Genomic DNA, 19,882 nt, shown 5'->3' on the forward strand with positions numbered 1-19,882 from the left:
GAAGGCTGCACCTCGGTTTTTCTGTGGGTCAGCCCCGCAACACGTCCCTCGCCAGCAGCGCCACGTGCAGCGACAGGCACACCTGCACCGAGTCCAGGTCCACTCCCAGAATGCGCTCGATCCGGGCCAGCCGCTCGTAGAAAGCGGGCCGGGACAGGTGCGCCGCACCCGCGGCGATCGACTTGTTGCGCCCGTGCTCCAGGAACACCCGCAGCGTCGGCAGCAGCGCGTCCTTGCGATGCTCGGCGTCGTACGCCAGCAGCGCCCCGAGCTGGCGCTCCACGAACGTCTGCAGCCGCGGCTCGTCCCGCAGCAGGTGCAGCAGCCCAGGCAGGCCCACGTTGGGCAGCCGGTGCACGTCCGGCCCGGCCGGGTCGTGCCGGGCGGCCTCGGCGACCTGGCGCGCCTCCACCAGCGAGCGCCGGGCCTCGCGCAGGCTGTCCACGCCCGAACCGGCCGCGATCAGCAGCGTGCCGGCCCGTCCCCGGCGCAGCGCGGCGGCGAAGGACTCCAGCGCGGGCTCCTCCTCCCCGCGTACCGCCAGCAGCGCGCCCACCGCCCGGTCGTCGACGGCGCTGGTCAACCCGGTCTGCTTGGCCTCGCGCAGCGCCTGCGAGACGGCGTCGGCCAGGTCGCGCAGCGCGGCCTGGCCCGCCTCGGTGCCCGCCGCCAGCGACTCGTCCCGGTGCCGCACCACCACCCCGACCAGGCGGCGGCGCTCCAGCTGGACGCCCAGCGCCGCGGCCCGCAGCGCCACCTCCGACACCGGCAGGCTGTGGTCCAGCAGCGCCGACAGCAGGGTGCCGTGCAACTGCCGTTCCAGCCCTTCGGCGTCCCGCCGGATGAGCCGGCCCAGTGCCAGCGTCGACGCGGCCCGCTCCAGCAGGATGATCAGCCGCGTCGGGGGTGTGGACGACGGGGTGGCCAAGCCCGCGTCGGGCTCCTCCCACGAGACGGATAGACCCGGCGGCCCGCCCGGCCCTGAGCGGTCCGCGGGCGCCTGCGACCCGGCCGGCCGGGTCGCCTCTCCGCGTTCTGCCGAGCCCACCCCGGCCGGGTGTTCCGGCCACGTGGTCTGAGCTGCGCCTGACCTGGCGTCCACCCGGGCCGGGCCGGCCGAGGCCGCCAGGCCCCGCGCCGTGCCCGAGGCGGGCCAGCGCAGCAGCAGCCGCCCCCAGTCCTGCCCGCGCGCCCCGACCGGGGTCACCAGCCAGCCCGTGTCCGGGTCGTATCCGGTGCGCCCGCTGCCCGACGGCTGCGCCTTGATCCGCCGGGAATGCTGCTCCCAGCCGTCCAGGAGCATCTCCGCGCGATCTCCGGCCGCATCGTAGGCCAGCACCTGCCTGGCCAGGTTCTCCAGCACCACGGGGCAGCCGGCGAGCTGCGCCGCCTGGTGCACCACCTCGGCCGGCTCCGCGCCGTCCACGCTCAGCTCGGTGAACCGCTGGTGGATCTGCTCGGTGGCGCGCAGCTCGGCCAGCTGCGCGTCCACGATCAGCGCGTGCACCGCCTCGGTGATCTGCACGAACGGGGTCGGCCTGCGCAGCTCGACGAGCGGCAGGCCGGCCTTCTGCGCGGCGGCCGCCATCACCCGCGGCACGCTCGCCGTGTACCGCCGCCCCAGCTCCACGATCAGCCCGGACACGCCGACCTCGGCCAGGTCGTTGACGAACGCGCGCACGCCCGCGTCGTCGGCGGGCAGGCCGATGCCGGTGGTCAGCACCAGCTCGCCGCCGCGCAGCAGGGTCGCGATGTCGGGCACCTCCGCCGAGTGCACCCAGCGCACCGGCCGGTCGAGCCCCGACTCCCCCGCGACCAGCCGCGGCGCGCCGATCCGCACGGGGTCGAGCGCGATCACCTCACGCACCGTCGGGAACACCGCGGTCACCGCGGTCCCGCCGTGGCGTCACGCCCGGCACGTCTGCAACAGCTGGCCATACCCCGACCTCGACAGCCCTATGGTGCGTTCAGCCTAACCACGCCGCCGCGCCGCGCCGACCAGCCGGTCACGACGCGGCGGTCTCCACCCGCTCGTGACGGTCGGCCAGCGAATCATGGCGCGCAGTGTAGGCACCGGCCGCCATCCCGCGCAGACCCGACCGCTTCGCCGGTCAAGATCTGTTTTTGTGGACGCCTGACGCCCCTGTGGGGGCACTCAGCGTCCACAAAAACAGATCTTGCGCGGAACGGGACGCAGTCCGGTCAGGCGGGGTCGTCGCGGGTCAGCTCCCAGCAGGCGACCGCAGTCGCGGCGGCGACGTTGAGGGAGTCGACGCCCCGGCGCATGGGCAGCCGCACCCGCACGTCGCTGGCCTCCAGGGCGTGCCGGGACAGGCCCGGCCCCTCCGCGCCGAGCAGCAGCGCCGGGCGCAGCCGCTGGGTGTCGGTGAGCTGCTGCATCGGCACCGCGTCGGCAGCCGGGGTCATCGCCAGGATCGTGTACCCCGCGTCCCGCACCTCCGACAGCGCCTGCGGCCACGGATCGAGCTTCGCGTACGGGATCGCGAACACCTCGCCCATGCTCACCCGCACGCTGCGCCGGTAGAGCGGATCCGCGCAGGTCGGCGACAGCAGCACGGCGTCCACGCCCAGCGCCGCCACGCCCCTGAAGATCGCCCCGATGTTCGTATGGTTGTTGATGTCCTCCAAGATGACCACGCGCCGGGCCGCGGCCAGCACCTCCGAGGCCGCCAGCGCCGGTTGCCGGTGAAAGCTCGCCAGCACGCCCCGGTGCACGTGGAACCCGGTTACCTGCTCCAGCACCTCCGGCTCGGCTCCGTACACCGGCGCGCCGTCGAGGTCGGCGACCTGCCCGGCACGTTTGGCCTCGACCAGGAACGAGCGCGGCCGGTAGCCGGCCCGCAGCGCGCGGCGCAGCACCAGCTCCCCCTCGGCGATGAACAGCCCGTGCGGCGGCTCCCAGCGGGTACGCAGCTCGACGTCGGTCAGCGCCCGGTAGTCAGCGATGCGTTCGTCGCCCGGATCGGTGATCAGTTCCACGTCCCGATTCTGCCGTCCGGGGCGGCACGGCCCGGCGGCGACACCGCGCTTGGGGCGTTCGGCCCCGCCGGAAGGTAGGATCGGCCACCGCCGCCCGTCCATCGGCCGTCTGCCCTGACCCGCTCAGCCGGTCGGACGCCCCCAATCCTGAGGTATCGATGAAGAGCACCGCTCCGAAGATCACCGTGGTCGTGCCCACGTACAACGAGCGCGACAACCTGCCGAAGCTCGTCGACCTGCTGGCGGCCCTGCCGGTGGCGAACCTGCACGTGCTGGTGGTCGACGACAACTCGCCGGACGGCACGGGCGAGGTCGCCGACAAGCTGGCCGTCGACGGGCCCGCCCCGGTCACGGTGCTGCACCGCACGGCCAAGGACGGGCTGGGCCGGGCCTACGTGGCGGGCATGACCCAGGCGCTGGACGAGGGCGCGGACATCGTGATCCAGATGGACGCCGACCTGTCCCACCCGACCACCGCCATCCCCGCCATGCTGCAGACGCTGGCGGACACCGACGCGGCCGTCGTGCTGGGCTCGCGCTACGTCGCCGGCGGCGCGGTCGCCAGCGACTGGCCGTGGCACCGCAAGGCGCTGTCGGCCTGGGCCAACTTCTACGTCAACGCGATCCTGCGACTGCGCGTCAAGGACGCCACCGCCGGCTTCAAGGCCTGGCGCGCGGCCACCCTGCGCGCGATCGACGTCGCCTCGGTCCAGAGCAACGGCTACGCCTTCCAGGTCGAGATGAACCACCGCGTGGTCCGCCAGGGCCTGCGCATCGCCGAGGTCCCGATCCGCTTCGAGGAGCGCGAAGAGGGCGTCTCCAAGATGAGCCTCGGCGTCCAGATCGAGTCCGCCCTGGTCCCCTGGAAACTCCTCCTGGGCCGCGACCCGCACTGACCCCGTGACCGTGAGAAGGGCCGGCAGCTGACGCTGCCGGCCCTTCTCCGTACCACCAAGATCCCGACGGGACCGTCACTCCTTGGGGAGGCGGCTGGTCTCGATCTCGATCTCCTTGACGGCGGCGGCGGCCGCCTCGGCGACGCGCTGGGCCTCGGCCTCGGCTTCCGCGCCGGATTCCCGGGCGGCTTCGGCCGCGGCGGGGTCGGGGCGCAGGCCGCCGAAGGTGGCGGCGATGCCGTCGAGGGCCTTGGTGAGCTCGACCGGGACGATCCAGAGCTTGTTCGAGGCGCCGGCGGCGATCTGCGGGAGGGCCTGCAGGTACTGCCAGGCCATCACCTTGTTGTCGGGCGACGACACGTGGATGGCGTCGACGACCAGCTTGATCGCCTTGGCCTGGCCCTCGGCCTGCAGGATGCGGGCCTGCCGCTCACCGTCGGCGCGCAGCACCGCCGCCTGCTTCTCACCCTCGGCCGTGAGGATCTGCGACTGCTTGTGGCCTTCGGCGTTGAGGATCGCGGCACGACGGTCACGCTCGGCGCGCATCTGCTTCTCCATGGAGTCGCGGATGCTCGGCGGCGGCTCGATCGCCTTGATCTCGACGCGGGTCACCTTGACGCCCCAGCGGCCGGTGTTCTCGTCGAGCACCGCCGACAGCTGCCGGTTGACCTCCTCGCGGCTGGTCAGCGAGCGCTCCAGGTCCATCGAGCCGATGACGTTACGCAGGGTGGTGACGGTCAGCTGCTCGATCGCCTGCAGGAAGTTCGCGATCTCGTAGGTGGCCCGCACCGGGTCGATGACCTTGAAGTACAGCACGGTGTCGATGGAGACCACCAGGTTGTCCGACGTGATCACCGGCTGCGGCGGGAAGCTGACCACCTGCTCGCGCAGGTCGACCTTGGTCCGCACGGCGTCGATGAACGGCACCAGGATGTTCAGACCGGGCGTCAGCGTGCGGTTGTACTTGCCGAGGCGCTCGACCACGTCGTTGCGCTGCTGCGGCACGATCTTGACCATCTTGATCAAAGTGATCAGGACGATCAGCGCGATGATCGCCACCAGCGCGGTGATAAAAGTCTCCATCAATCCCTCCAGACCAGCGCGGTTGCGCCGTCCACTTTCACTACCCGGACCCGGTCACCCGGGACATATGTCTTCGTGGCGTCGTACGGCCGAGCCCGCCAGAGCTCCCCGCCGATCTTGACCAGGCCGTTGTCGGCGTCGACCCGCTCCACCACGAGCGCGTCCGCGCCCTCGGTGACCGCGAGCCCCATCGAGGCGGCATCGGCATCCTGCCGGAACCAGCGGTGCTTCATCCAAGGGCGCACCACCGCCAGCGAGAGGACCGACACCCCGATGAACACGATGCCCTGGATCCAGCCGGGTGCCCCGCCCAGACCCACCAGCGAGGCGACCAGCGCGCCGGCGCCCAGCATCAGCAGCACGAACGTGCCGGTGAAGAGCTCCGCGATCACCGCCACCGCTGCGAGGAGTAGCCACCACATCCAATCTTCCACGTGCTGATCGTGTCACGCGCACGCCAGTGTTGGGGGGTGTGGATCTCCTCGTCCGTTCGGACAGATCAGGAGGTACGCCCAGCCAGCCGGGGTAACGCCTTGGCCCGGACGCCGTTGTCCGCATAGGTTGTCCAGCGCAGTCGGGATCTCACGAGGCGGAAACGGTGCTGGCGAGTGGGCACAGGGTGGAGTGACGTTAACGGCTCCCCACGGATGAATCCGGGGGATTCCCAGCTCGGACCGCATCCGATCCACCGTCCCGGAAGGAGGCGATCGCATGTCTGATGTCGTCGGCACTGGCACGGTTGCGCTCAGCCGTGGCGAGGATCGTCCTCGCGGCGTTGAGATCGCGGTCGGCGGTGTACCCGCAGGCCGCGCACTCGAAGATGCGGACACCCAAACCGAGGCGGAGGTTGGCTCTCGCGCCGCACTCGGAGCAGGTCATCGTGGTGTAGGCGGGCGGCACCAGCACCACCTTCCGGCCCGCCCGCGTACCACGGTCGATCAGTTCCCGCTTGCACGCACCGATCGCGGCGTCGGCGGCCTTACGAGCCATCCGAGTCTTGGCCAGGAACTTCGGCTTGAAGTCCTCGACGGCGATCATGGCGTGGCGGTCGGTGACACTCTTGGCCCAGACGCGGGCGTCGTGGGTGTTCTGCCGGGCAGCTTTCTTCTCGATCCGGGCGGCCAGCCGCTTCGCGCTCAGGTAACCCTTCGACGGGGGCTGCCCCTTCGAACGGCGACGGCGGGCCATCCTGCGCTGAGCCTTGCCGCGTTCGGCGGCGCAGCGCTTGCGGTGCCCGAGGTGCGGCAGGTCGAAGGCGGGGTCGGTAGTCGCGGCCGTGGTCTTCACGCCCCAGTCCACGCCGATGGCAGGCAGGTCCGCTTCGGGGGTGTCGGCACGGGCACGGCGGACCACGAACGAGGCGTACCAGTGCCCAAGGTTGTCCCGGTAGACGCGGACGCTGGTCGGCTCGGACGGCAGTTCCCTGGACCAGACGACCGGAACGGTGACCTTGCCGGGAAGGCACAGGACCCCGGCCTTGATCCGAAAGCCACGGGTGGTGTACTCCAGGCTCGCCGGCGCGTCCTTGAGGCGCTTGGCCTTCGGCCGGCCCCGGCCTTTGACCTTGAACGAGTGGTCCAGGGCGATGGCGTAGGTACGCAGGCTCTGCTGCTGGGCGACCTGGGAACCGGCGCGCAGCCAGGCGTTACCGGCCCGGGCCTCGGTCAACATCTTCGACAGGCTGCTGAACGTCGGCTTGCGGCCGGTCCTCTGCTGGTGGACGGCTTCGTTCCACAGCCACCGGCAGCGGCCCCACTCGTCGAGCAGTGCTGCCTCTGCCGTGCGGCCGGGCCGCAGGCGGTAGGTGTAGCGCACTATCTCGAACACGTCGATCACCATATATGCCAGAGCCGTGGAGACCCAGCCCGACCACGTGCACCTGCTGGTCACCTGCAACCCCCGGTACGGCATCACCGGCTGGTAAAGCAAACCGAGGGCGGGTCGTCGCGGCTGCTGCGCGCGGAGTTCCGCACCTCAAGTCCCGAATACCGACCCTGTGGACCAACTTGTACTTCCTCGCAACTGTCAGCGGCGCAACACAGGAGATCGCGAACAGGTATGCCGAGCACCAGCGCAACGCCTAACCCGACGCCCATCCGCCCTGACGGCGGATGGGCTATCCCCAACCTGCTCCGCAGGGGTTCCGCTTCCTCCTCACGGCTAGAGCCGGTGGTTTCCACGGAAGGTTTCTGGATGATGCTGAACACGCAGACCGCGGCCCGCTTCGACGAGCTGGTCGCGGGCGCGCAGGCGCAGGGGCGTACCCCCTGCCTGGTGGCGGCCGTGGTGCGCGACGGGCGACCGGCCCACCTGGCTGTGGCCGGCACGGACCCGGCGACCGGGCTCGCGCCCACCGGCGACACCCAGTTCCGCATCGGCTCGATCAGCAAGACGCTGACCGCCGTGCTGATGATGCAGCTGCGCGACGAGGGCGCGCTCGCCCTGGACGACCTGCTCTACCGGCACCTGCCCGGCACTCCGGTCGGCAGCGCCATCACCATCCGCCAACTCCTCGGGCACATCTCCGGCCTGCAGCGCGAACCCGACGGCCTCTGGTGGGAGCGGCACGACGGACCCGACATGGACACCTTCCTGGCCGCGCTGACGCCGGACAAGCTGGCCTACCCGCCGCATCGCGCCTACCACTACTCCAATCTGGCGTACGGGCTGCTCGGCGCGGTCGCCCACAAGCTGACCGGTCTGCACTGGACGGAGCTGGTCACCAAACGCCTGCTGGAGCCGCTGGGCATGACCCGCACCAGCTACTGCGAGGTCGAGCCGTTCGCCCGCGGCTACGTGGTGCACCCCTGGCACGGCACGCTGAACGAGGAGCCGCGCACCGACACCGGTGCGATGGCCCCCGCCGGGCAGCTCTGGTCCACCGCCGACGACCTGCTCAAGTGGTCCGCGTTCCTGGCCGAGCCGGACCCGGCGGTGCTCGCCCCGGCGACGCTGGCCGAGATGTGCGCCCCGGTCGTGATGACCGACCTGGACGCCTGGACCACCGGCCACGGGCTCGGGCTGGAACTGATCCGCAGCGGCGAGCGCATCTTCGCCGGGCACGGCGGCTCGATGCCCGGTTACCTGGCGCACCTGTGGACGCACCGGCCCAGCCGGACCGGCGTGGTCGCCTTCGCCAACGCGTACACGCTGCACGGGCGGCGGATGGCCGACCTGAGCCGGCAGCTGCTGACCGAGGTGCTCGACGCAGAGCCGGAGCGCCCCGCGCCGTGGCAGCCGCAGCCCGCCGGGCAGCCGCACGAGCTGGAGGGCACGTGGTGGTGGATGGGCCGGGAGTTCGCCGCCCGCTTCGACGCCGACGCGGGCGAGCTGGTCTTCACCCCGGTCACGGTGCCGGGCACCCCGTGGCGGTTCACCACGGAGGGCGCGGACGTGTGGCGCTGCCACAGCGGCAGCAACGACGGCGAGGTGATGCGGGTCCGCCGCGACGCCGAGCGTACCCCGGTGGAGCTGGACATCGCGACGTTCCTGCACACCCGGCAGCCCTGAACGGACTGCGGCGCGGCGGCTACTCCTGCGGCGCGGTCACGAAGTCGATGAGGCGCTCCACCGAGTTGACCAGGGGCGTCTCCAGGTCGTGGTAGCTGTCCACGCGCGACAGCAGCCGCCGCCAGAACAGCGCGGGCTCCTTGACGCCGAGCGCGGCGCAGATGCCCTCCTTCCACGGGTGCCCGTACGGCACCACCGGCCATTCCTCCATGCCCAGCCGGGACGGCTTCACCGCCTGCCACACGTCCACGTACGGGTGTCCGGCGATCAGGCAGTGCGGGCTGTCCACAGCCTGCGCGAGCCGGGCCTCCTTGGTGCCGGTGACCAGGTGGTCCACCAGCACCCCGAGCCGCCGTCCCGGGCCGGGCGCGAACTCGCGCACCGCGGCGGGCAGGTCGTCGACGCCGTGCAGCGGCTCCACCACGACCGCCTCGGCGCGCAGGTCGTCGCCCCAGATGCGCTCCAGCAGCTCGGCGTCGTGCAGGCCCTCGACCCAGATCCGCCCGGCGCGGGCCACCTGGGCGCGGCCCGGCGCGGCGGCGACCGAACCGGACGCGGTGCGCCGCGGCTGCGCGGGCGCGGCGGAGGACTGCGGGCGGCGCAGCGTGACCACCGTCCCATCCAGTAGGAAGGCGGCGGGGTCCAGTGGGAAGTGCCTGCGGCGGCCGTGGCGGTCCTCCAGGGTCACCGCGCCGTACTCGAAACCCACGATCTCCCCGCAGAACCCGCTGCCCGCGTCCTCGACGACCATGCCCAGCTCAGCGTCGTGTTCGGGGGTCACCCGGCGGGGCTTGCGGCGGTCGAAGGAATCGAGCACATCATCGCTGTAGCGCATGCGACGGCACCCTAGTCCCCGCGGGCGTCGCGCGCTCAATGACGCGCCGGTCCGGGACAAACCCCAGGAACAGCACGTACCCTGGTCGGCATGTCCCCCGCAGCGCAGGTGACCCTGACCACGCGCCGGTCCGCCCGCTTCGTCGCGTGGACCCGGGCCTGGCGCGCCGGACTGGTGTCCTTCGACGAGATCCTCGACGATCTGACCGCCGAGGAGGAGCAGCACGTGCGCGACCTGCCCGGCCAGTGGCGCGAGGAGGTCGAGCTGCGCGAGGCCCTGCCCGCGCTGGCCAAGCTGCACCCCGACGAGATCCGGCTGGTGCTGCCGGTGCCCGGCGACCCGCGCGGGCTGCCCGGTCCCGGCCCGTTCACCAGCCACGCGCTGGTCAACGGTGAGGGGGTCATCGCCAGCCGGCTCGGCCTGGTGCCCGAGGCGCGGCAGCACACATCCGGGTCGGGCGTCACCTTCACCACCGTGCTGTGGCGCGCGTTCGAGCTGTCGGAGGCCCCGAGCGCGCACCTGCCGGGGGTGCGCGAGGCCGACGGCGCGCTGAGCCAGGCGCTGACCGAGACCACCACCCGGCTGGTACGCCTGGACGTGGCGCAGTGGCGCCCCGAACTCGCCGGGGCGCTGCAGGCGCTGCGCAAGCCCGACGCCGAGACCGACCTGCCCCCGGGCTACGACCCGCGGGCCCGACGGCTCTACGCCCGCGCCTGCGTGCTCGACCGGGTGCTCACGCTGGCCGGCCAGGCCGCCCCGGGCGGGGCGCTGAACAGCTTCGAGGCCCAGCAGCGCGACGAGGCCCTGCGCCCGCTCGCCGCCGCCTGCCGTGCCGCCCTCGTCGCCGCCTGCAACGCCCCGTTCGAGAGCTAGGCGGCCTCCGCCTCGGCCTGCAGCGGCTGGACCTCGTCGATCAGGTCGGCGACGGAGTTGATGACCCGCGACGGCCGGTAGGGGTGGCGCTCCACATCGGCCTTGGTGGCGATGCCGGTGAGCACGAGGATCGTGTGCAGCCCGGCCTCCAGGCCGCAGAGCACGTCGGTGTCCATCCGGTCGCCGATCATCGCGGCCTGCACCGAGTGCGCGCCGATCTTGTTGAGCGCCGAGCGCATCATCATCGGGTTCGGCTTGCCCACGAAGTACGGCTCGATGCCGGTGGCCTTCGTGATCAGCGCGGCGACCGAGCCCGCGGCCGGCAGCGCGCCCTCGTTGGACGGTCCGGTGGCGTCCGGGTTGGTGCAGATGAACCGGGCGCCCTTGTTGATCAGGCGGATCGCCGTGGTGATCGCCTCGAAGCTGTAGTTGCGGGTCTCGCCCAGCACCACGTAGTCGGGCTCGTAGTCGGTCATGATGTAGCCCGCCGCGTGCAGGGCCGTGGTCAGGCCCGCCTCGCCGATGACGTACGCCGTGCCGCCCGGCCGCTGGTCGGCCAGGAACTGGGCGGTGGCCAGCGCCGACGTCCAGATCGCCGACTCCGGCAGGTCGAAGCCCAGCCGGGTGAGGCGCGCGTGCAGGTCGCGCGGGGTGTAGATGGAGTTGTTGGTGAGCACCAGGAACGGCACGCCCGAGGCCCGCAGCCGGCCGATGAACTCCGGCGCGCCCGGCACCGGCTCACCCTCGTGGACCAGTACGCCGTCCATGTCGGTCAACCAGGCGGCGATCGGCTTGCGGTCGGTCATCGGGTTCCCTCTCTGTTGCTGCGCACCGGCGGCGGGCAGCAGTTGCTCGCACAGACATCCCAGTGCCCGAGCCTACCGAGCGCGGCCCGGGTGCGGTCCCCCGGCGGCGCCATCCGCTCCAGCACGAGGTCGCGCACCATCGCCACGAAGCGCGGGTCCGCGCCGGGGGTGCCCGCCCGCGCGAAGCCCAGGCCCAGCCGGCGCGCCGTCGCCGCGGCCTCCTCGTCGAGGTCCCACAGCACCTCCAGGTGGTCGGAGACGAACCCGATCGGGCTCACCACCACCTGGGTCACGCCCTCCTTGGCCAGTGCCTCCAGGTGGTCGTTGACATCGGGCTCCAGCCACGGGATGTGCGGCGCGCCCGAGCGGCTCTGCCACACCAGGTCCCAGGACAGGCCCGGCGCGCCCCGCTCGGCGACCAGCCGGGCGGTCTCGCGCAGCTGCGCCTCGTAGCGCCCGCCGGACGGGCCGCTGGACTCCGCCATGGACACCGGGATCGAGTGTGCCGTGAACACCAGCCGGGTGGTCGCGTGCTGGGTCACGTCCAGCGTCGACAGCGCCGCGGCGACCGCGTCGGCGAACGGCTCGACGAAGCCCGGGTGGTCGTGGAAGTGGCGCAGCTTGTCCACGACCGGGGCGCGCGGCCCGACCGCAGCCCGCGCCGAGGCGATGTCCTGCAGGTACTGCCGGCACGACGAGTACGACCCGTACGCGCTGGTCGCCAGCGCCACCGCGTGCCCGATGCCGTGGTCGCGCATCTGCGCCAGGGTGTCGGCCAGCATCGGCCGCCAGTTCCGGTTGCCCCAGTACACCGGAAGGTCCACCGCGTTGGCCGCGAAATCGGCCCGGATCGCGGCGACCAGCTCCCGGCACTGCTCGTTGATCGGCGACACCCCGCCGAAGCGCAGGTAGTGCTCGGCGACCTCGGCCAGGCGTTCCGGGGGCACGCCCCGGCCCCGCGTCACGTTGTGCAGGAACGGCAGCACCTCGTCCGGGTGTTCCGGACCACCGAACGACAACAGCAGGAAGGCGTCGTACATGCGTAAAAGGCTAGAACCCCACCCGGACCGCCCACACATCACCCACCCGCCATCCCACACACGTCACAGCACGCGCGCGGCCACGACCTGGGCCGAGGCCCAGACGCCCCAGGCCGCAACTCTGAAAGAGCTGCGGCCTGGGTGAGGTCCGGACGGCGCGACTCGTCAAGAGTCGCTCCGGGCGGTTATGCGCCGAGGGCGTGGTAGCCGCCGTCGACGTGGATGATCTCGCCGGTGGTGGCGGGGAACCAGTCGGACAGCAGGGCGCAGACGGCCTTGGCGGTGGGCACGGTGTCGGTGAGGTTCCAGCCCAGCGGGGCGCGCTCGGTCCAGGACTCCTCGAACTTCTCGAAGCCGGGGATCGACTTGGCGGCCATGGTGCGCAGCGGGCCGGCCGACACCAGGTTGCTGCGGATGCCCTGGTCGCCGAGGTAGTTGGCGAGGTAGCGGGAGGCGGACTCCAGGCCGGCCTTGGCCACCCCCATCCAGTCGTACACCGGCCAGGCGACGGTGGCGTCGAAGGTCAGGCCGACGATCGAGCCGCCGTTGGGCATCAGCGGCAGGGTGGCCATCGCGAGCGCCTTGTACGAGTACGTCGACACGTGCACCGCGGTGGCGACGTCCTCCCACGGCGTCTGCAGGAACGTGCCGCCGAGCGCGGTGGACGGCGCGAAGCCGATCGAGTGGACCACGCCGTCGAGCCCGTCGACGTACCCGCGCACGTTGTCGGCCAGGGCCGCCAGCTGCTCGGGGTTCGTCGCGTCCAGCTCGATGACCGGCGCGGTGACGGGCAGCCGCTTGGCGATCCGCTCCACCAGCGACAGGCGGCCGTAGCCGGTCAGCACCACGGTCGCGCCCTGCTCCTGGGCGATCTTCGCGACGTTGAACGCGATCGACTGCTCCGTGATCACACCGGTGACCAGGATGCGCTTACCTTCGAGCAGCACGTCTACTCCTCATTCGAAATCTCGTTGAGCACGGTGCCAGGGTGGCGACACGCCGCCCAGCACGTCCGTAAGTTCATGATCGACCGCGCGCAAAGGCGGGTCAGTGGCCCATGCCGAGGCCGCCGTCGACGGGGATGACCGCGCCGGAGATGTAGCCGGCGGTGTCGCCGGCGAGCCAGGTGACGACGCCGGCGATCTCGTCGACCGCGGCGATGCGGCCGGCCGGGATGGCCTTGCGGATCTCGGCCTTGCGCTCGTCGGTGAGCTTGTCGGTCATGTCGGTCTCGATGAAACCGGGGGCCACCACGTTCGCGGTGATGTTGCGGGTGCCCAGCTCGCGGGTGATGGAGCGGGCCATGCCGACCAGGCCGGCCTTGCTCGCCGCGTAGTTGACCTGCCCCGCGCCGCCGTACAGGCCGACCACCGAGGAGATGAAGATCATGCGGCCCCAGCGTCCGCGGACCATCTTGGTCGAGGCGCGGCGGGCACAGCGCCACGCGCCGCTGAGGTTGGTGTCCAGCACCCGGCCGAACTGCTCCTCCGACATGCGCATCAGCAGCGTGTCGTCGGTGATGCCGGCGTTGGCGACCAGCACCTCGACCGGGCCCAACTCGTTCTCCACGGTGGTGAACGCCGCGTCGACCGCGGCGGGGTCGGTGACGTCGCAGGTGACGCCCAGGATCTCCGGCGCCAGCGACTGGTCGAAGGTGCCCCGGTGGGTGATCGCCACACGGTCGCCCTGCTTGGCGAACGCCTGCGCGATCGCCAGGCCGATACCGCGGTTGCCGCCGGTGACGAGGACGGTACGAGACACGGTTACTCCTTCGCGATCAGGGTTGTTCCGCCTGAGCCTAGGACGCTGCGCGGAAGGCGGCTGGTACGGGGCCGTGACTAAATCCGACTATAATCTTTGTGGGATTCCCACAGACTGCTCCGTCCGGGTGGACACGGAAACCCTGCCGGTACGGCTGATGCGGATCACGATCGCCCATACGGTATGATCACGACGTTTGCGAGCTGGATTTCGGCCTAAGGAGGTGATCGCTATGCGAGATAGCGATCCTCCGAGTCATGGCCGGGTCCCGCGAGCCGCAGTGCGCTGACCGCGCCACAGCTCTCGCATCCCCGCGCGTCCTCCCGTGAAACCGAGCCGGTGTCTGCCACCGGCTGGGAGGCCTGCGCCGTGACCTGGTCATGACTCACACCCGCGTGTCCCTGTAGTTGCGTGCACAACACAGTCACCGGAGTTCGTCATGAACCGTTACCTCGCCCCGCTGGGCTTCACCCTTGCCGCGACCTGGGTGGTGGCCATCTTCGTGCTGGTCGGCGCCCGCTGAGCGCCACCGGCCCGCGCCCGCGACGCCGCCGGCGCGCCGTACCCACCGGCTCCGCTCTGCACCCGCCCGCGCAACACCACGATGGTTGCGCGGACGGGTGCAGAGCAAGCGAATGGGTGCAGAGCAAAGCCGCCGTCAGGGCAGGCGTGAGGTCCACAGCAGGCTGAGCGCCCCCGCGCCCAGGCCGAGCAGCAGCGCCGCCGCCGCGAACCACTGCGAGACCTCCTTGGGCACCGTCTTGTGGCCGATCGACGAACCCATGTCCTGGTACACCTGGGTCAGCTCGGCCGCCGACGCCGCCTCGTAGAAGAAGCCCCCGGTCGTCTCGGCCAGCTCCGCCAGCGCCTGCCGGTCCACCGGCACCCGCTGCAGCTGCCCGGCGATGTCCACCATGCCGGCATCCGTGCCGAAGGCGATCGTGGTCACCGGCACGTTCGCCTCGACCGCCGCGACGGCCGCGTCCTCGATCGCCCGGCCGTAGGTGCGGTAACCGTCGGACAGCAGCACGATCCGGGCAGGTGGCGGGCCCTCGGCCCCGGCTCCGGGAACAGCCTTGATCGCATCCAGCGAGGTGTACACAGCTTCGCCGGTCGCGGTGGCCTCGGCCAGTTCCAGCGCGTCGATCGCCTCGGTCACCGCCGCGCGATCCTTGCCCGGCGAGACCAGCACGTTCGCCGACTTCGCGAACGACACCAGCCCCAGGTTGTACGAGCCGGGCAGCTCCTGCACGAACTGCTTGGCGGCCTCCTGCGCCGCCTCGATCCGGGTCGGGGTCACGTCGTCGGCCTGCATCGACAGCGACACGTCGATGGCCAGGATGATGGTCGCCCGCTCCAGCGGCTCGTCGACCTCCACCGACGGCCTCGCCAGCGCCGTCACCAGCGAGAACAGTCCCGCCAGGAACAGCCCGGCGGCCACGTGCCGCCGCCAGCCCAGCCCTCGGGGCACCAGCGAGCGCAGCAGCTCCAGGTTGCTGAACGGCAGCGCGGTGTCGCGGCGGAACCGCCGCAGCAGGTGCCGGGCGGCGTACGCCCCGGCCAGGGCCAGCACCGGGATCAGCGCCAGCAGCCACATCGGATCCAGGAAACGGATCATCGGCTCCCCCCGCGGGTACGGCGGTGTCGCTGCGCGGCCACGAATCGCACCAGGTCGAGCAGCCAATCGGAGTCGGTGCGCAGCCGCACCTGCCGGGCCCCGGCGGTGCGCACCGCGTCGGCGATCAACTCGCGCTGGCGCAGCGCGGCCTGGGCGTAGCGGCGGCGCAGGTCACGGTCGCCGGTCTGCACCTCGTGCACGATGCCGGTCTCCGGGTCGCGCAGCTCCAGCACCCCGGCTGCGGGCAGCTCCAGCTCGCACGGGTCGAGCACCTCGACGGCCAGCACCTCGTGCCGGGTGGCGAGCTTGCGCAGCGGCCAGGCCCAGCGCTCGGGCGGGTCGAGGAAGTCCGAGATGACCACGGCCAGCCCGCGCCGGCGCGGGGGGCTGTTCAGCGCCTCGATCAGCGGCGCGAGGCTGTCGGCGGGACGCTTCGGAACATGGCTCGTCCCGGCGCGCCGCCGCTCTCGCGGCGCGCCAGGCGACTCCCCACGTTCCGCTGCCCGCGCCGCGCCGGCCTCGTCGATCAGTCGCGCCACCGTGCGCAGCAGTCCCTGCGCCTCGCGCCGGCCGGGCCGGGCGGGGCGGCGGACCAGCTCGGGGCCGCCCGCGTTGATCACCGCGCCGACCCGGTTGCCGCCGCGCACGGTCAGGTGGGTCATCGCCGCGGTCGCCGCCAGCACCAGGTCGCGCTTGAGCATGCGGGCGGTGCCGAAGTCGAGGCTGGGTGACAGGTCCACGGCCAGCCAGGTCTCCAGTTCCCGGTCGGCGACGGTGAGCCGAACGTGCGGGACGGTGGTGCGGGCGGTGACCGGCCAGTCCATCCGCCGCACGTCGTCGCCCGCCCGATACTCCCGCGACTCCCCGGCCTCGCTGCCCGGCCCCGGCAGCAGGCCCAGGTAGTCGCCTTGAAGCAGTCCGTCCAAACGCCGGTTGACCAGCAGTTGCAGCCGCCGCAGCGCGGCCTGGCCACCGGTGCGCTCGGGGGCGGCCGAGGTCACGCTCATGTCGCCTGCTGACGCGGGGCGACCGAGGGCAGCGGCACCGCGGCCAGCACGCGGGCGACGATGTGGTCGGCGGGGATCTCGTCGGCCAGCGCGTCGTAGCTGAGCACCAGCCGGTGGCGCAGGATGTCCGGGGCGATGTCGAGCACGTCCTGCGGCAGCGCGTAGTCGCGCCCGCGCAGCAGTGCCAGCGCCCGGGTGGCCCGCACCAGGCCAAGGGAGGCGCGCGGGCTGGCGCCGTACTGGATGAGCCGGGCGATGTCGGGCAGCCCGTGTTCGGCCGGGGCGCGCGTGGCCAGCACCAGCCGCACCGAGTAGTCGACCAGTGCATTGTGGACGAACACCTGGTCGGCGCGTTCCTGCAGGCCGAGCAGCGCCTCGGTGGTGAGCACCGGCACCGCGCGCGGCGGCGCTACGCCCATCCGGTACACGATCTCGCGTTCCTCGGTGTCGGTCGGGTAGCCCACCAGCACCTTCAGCAGGAAGCGGTCGCGCTGCGCCTCGGGCAGCGGGTACACGCCCTCCTGCTCGATCGGGTTCTGGGTGGCCATGACCAGGAACGGATCCGGCACGGTATGGGTGACCCCGCCCAGCGACACGTGTCGCTCGGCCATGACCTCCAGCAGCGCCGACTGCACCTTGGCCGGGGCCCGGTTGATCTCGTCGGCGAGCAGGAAGTTGACGAAGACCGGGCCCAGTTCGACGTCGAAGCGCTCGCTGCCGGTGCGGTAGATCCGGGTGCCGACGATGTCGGCGGGCACCAGGTCCGGCGTGAACTGCACCCGGGCGAACGAGCCGCCCACAACCGTGGCCAGGGTCTCCACGGCCAGCGTCTTGGCCACCCCGGGCACGCCCTCCAGCAGGCAGTGCCCGCGGGCGAGCAGCGCCGTGAACATGCGCTCGATCAGTCGGTCCTGGCCGACGATCACCTTCTTGACCTCGAACAGTGCGCGTTCCAGCAGCGTGGCGTCCTGCGCGGGGGTGGCGACGGGGCCGGCGCTGCCGGTGAGCTCGGGGCCGGTGGTGTTGTCGTAGGTGATGGGCTGCACCACGGCTCCTCGTTACCGACGGGTTCCTGATCTGCCCCAGCCTCGCACGAACAGCCGACTTATGCGGCATAGTGCCGTTATTCCGGCGAAACCATCGGTTGCGGAAGCGCGGCGTGTCGGCTTTTCATTTCATCCGAACGGATGCCCCGCCACTCTTCCCTCCGCGCCCGGCGCGTGGTTAATATTCGTGCGTTGCCGGGCGGCTTCCCCCGTGGCCGCCCGGCACGCCAACACAGTCCGAGCCCTGCTCGGGCTTTTTTGTTGCGCGGGTAGGCTCCACGACGTGATCGAGGCCGAGGCTCCCCTGATCTGCTCACGCAAGGGCTGCCGCGCCGCGGCCCTCTGGGACCTGCGCTGGAACAACCCCAAGCTGCACGACCCGGAGCGGCGCAAGAGCTGGCTCGCCTGCGACGAGCACCGGCAGACCCTGGCCGACTTCCTGTCCGCGCGGGGCTTCCTGCGCGAAACGCTGCCCCTGGCCTGATCGTCTATCGTCGGAACGGTGACCGACCCGCGCTCCGAAGCACCCGTGCACACCGCGACGCGCAGCGCCCTCGACCCGTGGCCGGGCGAGTTCGCCTGGCGTCCCGTCTCGCCGCGCCTGGTCGCGCTGGAACTCACCAGAGTGTCGATCAGCACCGCGGTTCTGCTCGCCGTCTGCGGCGTGGTCTGGGCCTTCACCGGTTCGAGCTGGGTCCTGTTCGCGGCCGTCGCGGTGCTGGCGTTCACCGTCGTGCGGGGTGTGGTCGCGGTGCGCGCCGCCCGTTCCTACGGCTACGCCGAGCGCGAACGCGACCTGCTGGTCCGGCACGGCCGGATGGTCCGGCACCTGTCCATCGTCCCGTACGCCCGCATGCAGTACGTCGACGTCACCGCCGGCCCGCTGGAGCGCTCGTTCGGGCTGGCCACGGTGCAGCTACACACCGCCGCGGCGGCTTCCGACGCGACCATCCCCGGCCTGGAACCCGCCGAGGCCGCCCGCCTGCGCGACCGGCTCGCCGCACTCGGCGAGGACGCCGGTGAGGGCCTGTGACCACACCCGCCGAGATGCTGCCCCGGCAGCGGCTGCACCCGCTCAGCCCGGTGCTCAAGAGCGTGCGCACCCTGGTCCTGGTCATCGCCGCCGTGTCCTGGCGCGGCTTGCAGAACCTCGGCCCCGGCCGGTACGCCCTGGTGCTGCTCGGCCTGCTGGTGCTGGTGCTGCTCTACTCCGCCGTCGCCTGGCGCTTCACCGGTTATGAGGTGGTCGGCCGGGAGCTGCGCATCCACGAGGGCGTGCTGTTCCGGCGCACCCGCGCGGTGCCGCTGGAACGGCTCCAGGCGATCGAGGTCGTGCAGCCGGTGCTGGCCCGCCTGGCCGGGCTCGCCGAACTGAAACTGGACGTGGCCGGCGCGGGCAAGGCCGAGGCTCCGCTGGCCTTCCTGCCCCTGGCCGAGGCCGACGTGCTGCGCACCCGCCTGCTGGCGCTGGCCACCCGGACCCTGGCCCCGACGGACGAGACGGCCCCGGCCGAGCCGGAGCCGTCCGCGGCGCGGCCCGAGCAGCCCGACCTCTACCGGGTCGACAACAACGACGTGACGGTCAGCCAGTTCCTGACCCCGCCGGTGATGTTCACGCCGCTGGCCATCCTGTACATCGTCGGCCAGCTGGCCTTCAACAGCGACTTCGGCGTCTTCGCGGTCGCCAGCATGGTCACCGCGGTGGCGGGCACCATCGGCGCGCCCGTGATGCGCATCCTCAACTTCTGGAACTTCCGGATCGGCCGGGCCGCCGACGAGCGTCTGCGCATCCGGCACGGCCTGCTGGAGACCCGCAGCCAGGTGGTCGCCCCGCAGCGCATCCAGTCGCTGACGGTGACCTGGCCGCTGCTGTGGCGCGGCAAGGGCTGGCTGCGGATCACCCTCGCCGTCGCCGGGCAGAGTTCGGTGGGCGCCGACGGCCAGCAGAGCCGGGCCGAGACCGACCGCCTGCTGCCCGTGGCGACCGTGGACACCGCGCGGGCCCTGGTGCCGCTGGCCCTGCCGGGGCTGGACATCACGGCGCTGCCCCTGTCGCCGGTGCCGCACCGGGCCCGCTGGCTGGCCCCGCTGCGCCGCCGGGTGCTCGCCGCGGGCCTGACCGAGCACGCGTTCGCCACCGTCGACGGCCTGATGACCCGGCAGCTGACCGTGGTGCCGTACGCCCGGATCCAGAGCGTCCGCGTCACCGAGGGTCCCTGGCAGCGCCGCCTCGGCCTGGCCACGGTGTACGTCGACGTCGCCGGCGCGACCCCTGCCGCAGCCGCGCACCGGCCGCTGGCCGAGGCCTTCGCCTGGGCCGACGAGCTGACCACCCGCGCCCGCGCGGCCCGCGCAGAAGTGTAAGTCGACTTACCCTTCCGGCATCGACCAGCTTCGTCGCGCTTGC

19 protein-coding genes and 1 pseudogene are annotated in these 19,882 nt (G+C 72.0%); 7 read left to right on the forward strand and 13 right to left on the reverse strand.

Annotated features, from left to right (window positions below):
* Window positions 1–28 precede the first annotated feature (28 nt).
* Both ACFQO7_RS01410 and ACFQO7_RS01415 read right to left on the reverse strand, forming a co-directional pair.
* Window positions 29–1,879: a PucR family transcriptional regulator gene (locus ACFQO7_RS01410; RefSeq protein WP_376804705.1), complete on the reverse strand. Its 1,851-nt coding sequence runs from the start codon at window positions 1,877–1,879 to the stop codon at window positions 29–31.
* A gap of 323 nt (window positions 1,880–2,202) precedes the next feature.
* Window positions 2,203–3,102 (reverse strand): TrmH family RNA methyltransferase, encoded by a 900-nt coding sequence (locus ACFQO7_RS01415; RefSeq protein WP_376804611.1) that lies wholly within the window; start codon window positions 3,100–3,102, stop codon window positions 2,203–2,205.
* Window positions 3,103–3,158: 56 nt separating this feature from the next.
* Here ACFQO7_RS01415 and ACFQO7_RS01420 point away from each other — a divergent pair, with 56 nt between their 5' ends.
* Window positions 3,159–3,896, forward strand: a complete 738-nt coding sequence (locus ACFQO7_RS01420; RefSeq protein WP_376804612.1) for a polyprenol monophosphomannose synthase — start codon at window positions 3,159–3,161, stop codon at window positions 3,894–3,896.
* A 75-nt stretch (window positions 3,897–3,971) separates the two neighbouring features.
* Here ACFQO7_RS01420 and ACFQO7_RS01425 read toward each other — a convergent pair whose 3' ends face one another.
* The 3 genes from ACFQO7_RS01425 to ACFQO7_RS01435 form a co-directional block, all read right to left on the reverse strand.
* A complete protein-coding gene (locus tag ACFQO7_RS01425; protein WP_203694539.1) occupies window positions 3,972–4,979 on the reverse strand; it encodes an SPFH domain-containing protein in 1,008 nt (335 codons plus the stop codon).
* Complete coding sequence (locus ACFQO7_RS01430; protein WP_376804613.1) at window positions 4,979–5,377, reverse strand: NfeD family protein; 399 nt, start codon at window positions 5,375–5,377, stop codon at window positions 4,979–4,981. Before ACFQO7_RS01430 ends, ACFQO7_RS01425 begins: the two co-directional genes overlap by 1 nt.
* 232 nt (window positions 5,378–5,609) lie before the next feature.
* Window positions 5,610–6,818, reverse strand: a complete 1,209-nt coding sequence (locus tag ACFQO7_RS01435) for an RNA-guided endonuclease InsQ/TnpB family protein (protein ID WP_376804706.1) — start codon at window positions 6,816–6,818, stop codon at window positions 5,610–5,612.
* 13 nt (window positions 6,819–6,831) lie between these two features.
* On the opposite strand from ACFQO7_RS01435, the pseudogene tnpA reads away from it, so the two are divergent.
* A pseudogene (tnpA, locus tag ACFQO7_RS01440) lies at window positions 6,832–7,063 on the forward strand (IS200/IS605 family transposase); the annotation flags it as partial.
* Between the two features lie 109 nt (window positions 7,064–7,172).
* Window positions 7,173–8,489, forward strand: a complete 1,317-nt coding sequence (locus ACFQO7_RS01445) for a serine hydrolase domain-containing protein (protein ID WP_376804614.1) — start codon at window positions 7,173–7,175, stop codon at window positions 8,487–8,489.
* Window positions 8,490–8,508: 19 nt separating this feature from the next.
* Here ACFQO7_RS01445 and ACFQO7_RS01450 read toward each other — a convergent pair whose 3' ends face one another.
* The gene (locus tag ACFQO7_RS01450) at window positions 8,509–9,324 is read right to left on the reverse strand and encodes a DUF3097 domain-containing protein (protein WP_376804615.1); all 816 of its coding nucleotides are present in this window, start codon (window positions 9,322–9,324) and stop codon (window positions 8,509–8,511) included.
* A gap of 90 nt (window positions 9,325–9,414) precedes the next feature.
* On the opposite strand from ACFQO7_RS01450, the gene ACFQO7_RS01455 reads away from it, so the two are divergent.
* The gene (locus ACFQO7_RS01455) at window positions 9,415–10,197 is read left to right on the forward strand and encodes a hypothetical protein (protein ID WP_376804616.1); all 783 of its coding nucleotides are present in this window, start codon (window positions 9,415–9,417) and stop codon (window positions 10,195–10,197) included.
* Here ACFQO7_RS01455 and ACFQO7_RS01460 read toward each other — a convergent pair.
* The 7 genes from ACFQO7_RS01460 to ACFQO7_RS01490 all read right to left on the reverse strand — a co-directional run bounded on the left by ACFQO7_RS01460 (window position 10,194) and on the right by ACFQO7_RS01490 (window position 17,478).
* Complete coding sequence (locus tag ACFQO7_RS01460; protein ID WP_360529042.1) at window positions 10,194–11,003, reverse strand: HAD-IIA family hydrolase; 810 nt, start codon at window positions 11,001–11,003, stop codon at window positions 10,194–10,196. The two genes, ACFQO7_RS01455 and ACFQO7_RS01460, sit on opposite strands and share 4 nt — an antisense overlap.
* Entirely contained in the window at window positions 11,000–12,043 is a 1,044-nt protein-coding gene (locus ACFQO7_RS01465) for a ferrochelatase (RefSeq protein ID WP_376804617.1), read from the reverse strand. Before ACFQO7_RS01465 ends, ACFQO7_RS01460 begins: the two co-directional genes overlap by 4 nt.
* Before the next feature lie 185 nt (window positions 12,044–12,228).
* Window positions 12,229–12,990 carry an enoyl-ACP reductase FabI gene (gene fabI, locus ACFQO7_RS01470; protein WP_360529048.1) on the reverse strand — a complete coding sequence of 254 codons (762 nt, stop codon included), beginning with the start codon at window positions 12,988–12,990 and terminating at the stop codon, window positions 12,229–12,231.
* A 100-nt stretch (window positions 12,991–13,090) separates the two neighbouring features.
* Entirely contained in the window at window positions 13,091–13,804 is a 714-nt protein-coding gene (fabG, locus tag ACFQO7_RS01475) for a 3-oxoacyl-ACP reductase FabG (protein ID WP_120315934.1), read from the reverse strand.
* A 658-nt stretch (window positions 13,805–14,462) separates the two neighbouring features.
* Window positions 14,463–15,422, reverse strand: coding sequence for a VWA domain-containing protein (locus tag ACFQO7_RS01480; RefSeq protein ID WP_360529052.1), 960 nt, complete (start codon window positions 15,420–15,422; stop codon window positions 14,463–14,465).
* Window positions 15,419–16,429: a DUF58 domain-containing protein gene (locus tag ACFQO7_RS01485; RefSeq protein ID WP_376804618.1), complete on the reverse strand. Its 1,011-nt coding sequence runs from the start codon at window positions 16,427–16,429 to the stop codon at window positions 15,419–15,421. Before ACFQO7_RS01485 ends, ACFQO7_RS01480 begins: the two co-directional genes overlap by 4 nt.
* The gene (locus ACFQO7_RS01490) at window positions 16,426–17,478 is read right to left on the reverse strand and encodes an AAA family ATPase (protein WP_376804619.1); all 1,053 of its coding nucleotides are present in this window, start codon (window positions 17,476–17,478) and stop codon (window positions 16,426–16,428) included. Before ACFQO7_RS01490 ends, ACFQO7_RS01485 begins: the two co-directional genes overlap by 4 nt.
* A 280-nt stretch (window positions 17,479–17,758) precedes the next feature.
* Here ACFQO7_RS01490 and ACFQO7_RS01495 point away from each other — a divergent pair, with 280 nt between their 5' ends.
* The 3 genes from ACFQO7_RS01495 to ACFQO7_RS01505 are packed head-to-tail and all read left to right on the forward strand — an operon-like array spanning window position 17,759 to window position 19,839.
* Window positions 17,759–17,959 carry an acetone carboxylase gene (locus ACFQO7_RS01495; protein WP_376804620.1) on the forward strand — a complete coding sequence of 67 codons (201 nt, stop codon included), beginning with the start codon at window positions 17,759–17,761 and terminating at the stop codon, window positions 17,957–17,959.
* 18 nt (window positions 17,960–17,977) lie between these two features.
* Window positions 17,978–18,508: a PH domain-containing protein gene (locus ACFQO7_RS01500; protein WP_376804621.1), complete on the forward strand. Its 531-nt coding sequence runs from the start codon at window positions 17,978–17,980 to the stop codon at window positions 18,506–18,508.
* Entirely contained in the window at window positions 18,505–19,839 is a 1,335-nt protein-coding gene (locus ACFQO7_RS01505) for a PH domain-containing protein (RefSeq protein ID WP_376804622.1), read from the forward strand. Before ACFQO7_RS01500 ends, ACFQO7_RS01505 begins: the two co-directional genes overlap by 4 nt.
* Window positions 19,840–19,882 lie beyond the last annotated feature (43 nt).

Source organism: Catellatospora aurea, from assembly GCF_042663325.1.
Lineage (GTDB): Bacteria > Actinomycetota > Actinomycetes > Mycobacteriales > Micromonosporaceae > Catellatospora > Catellatospora aurea.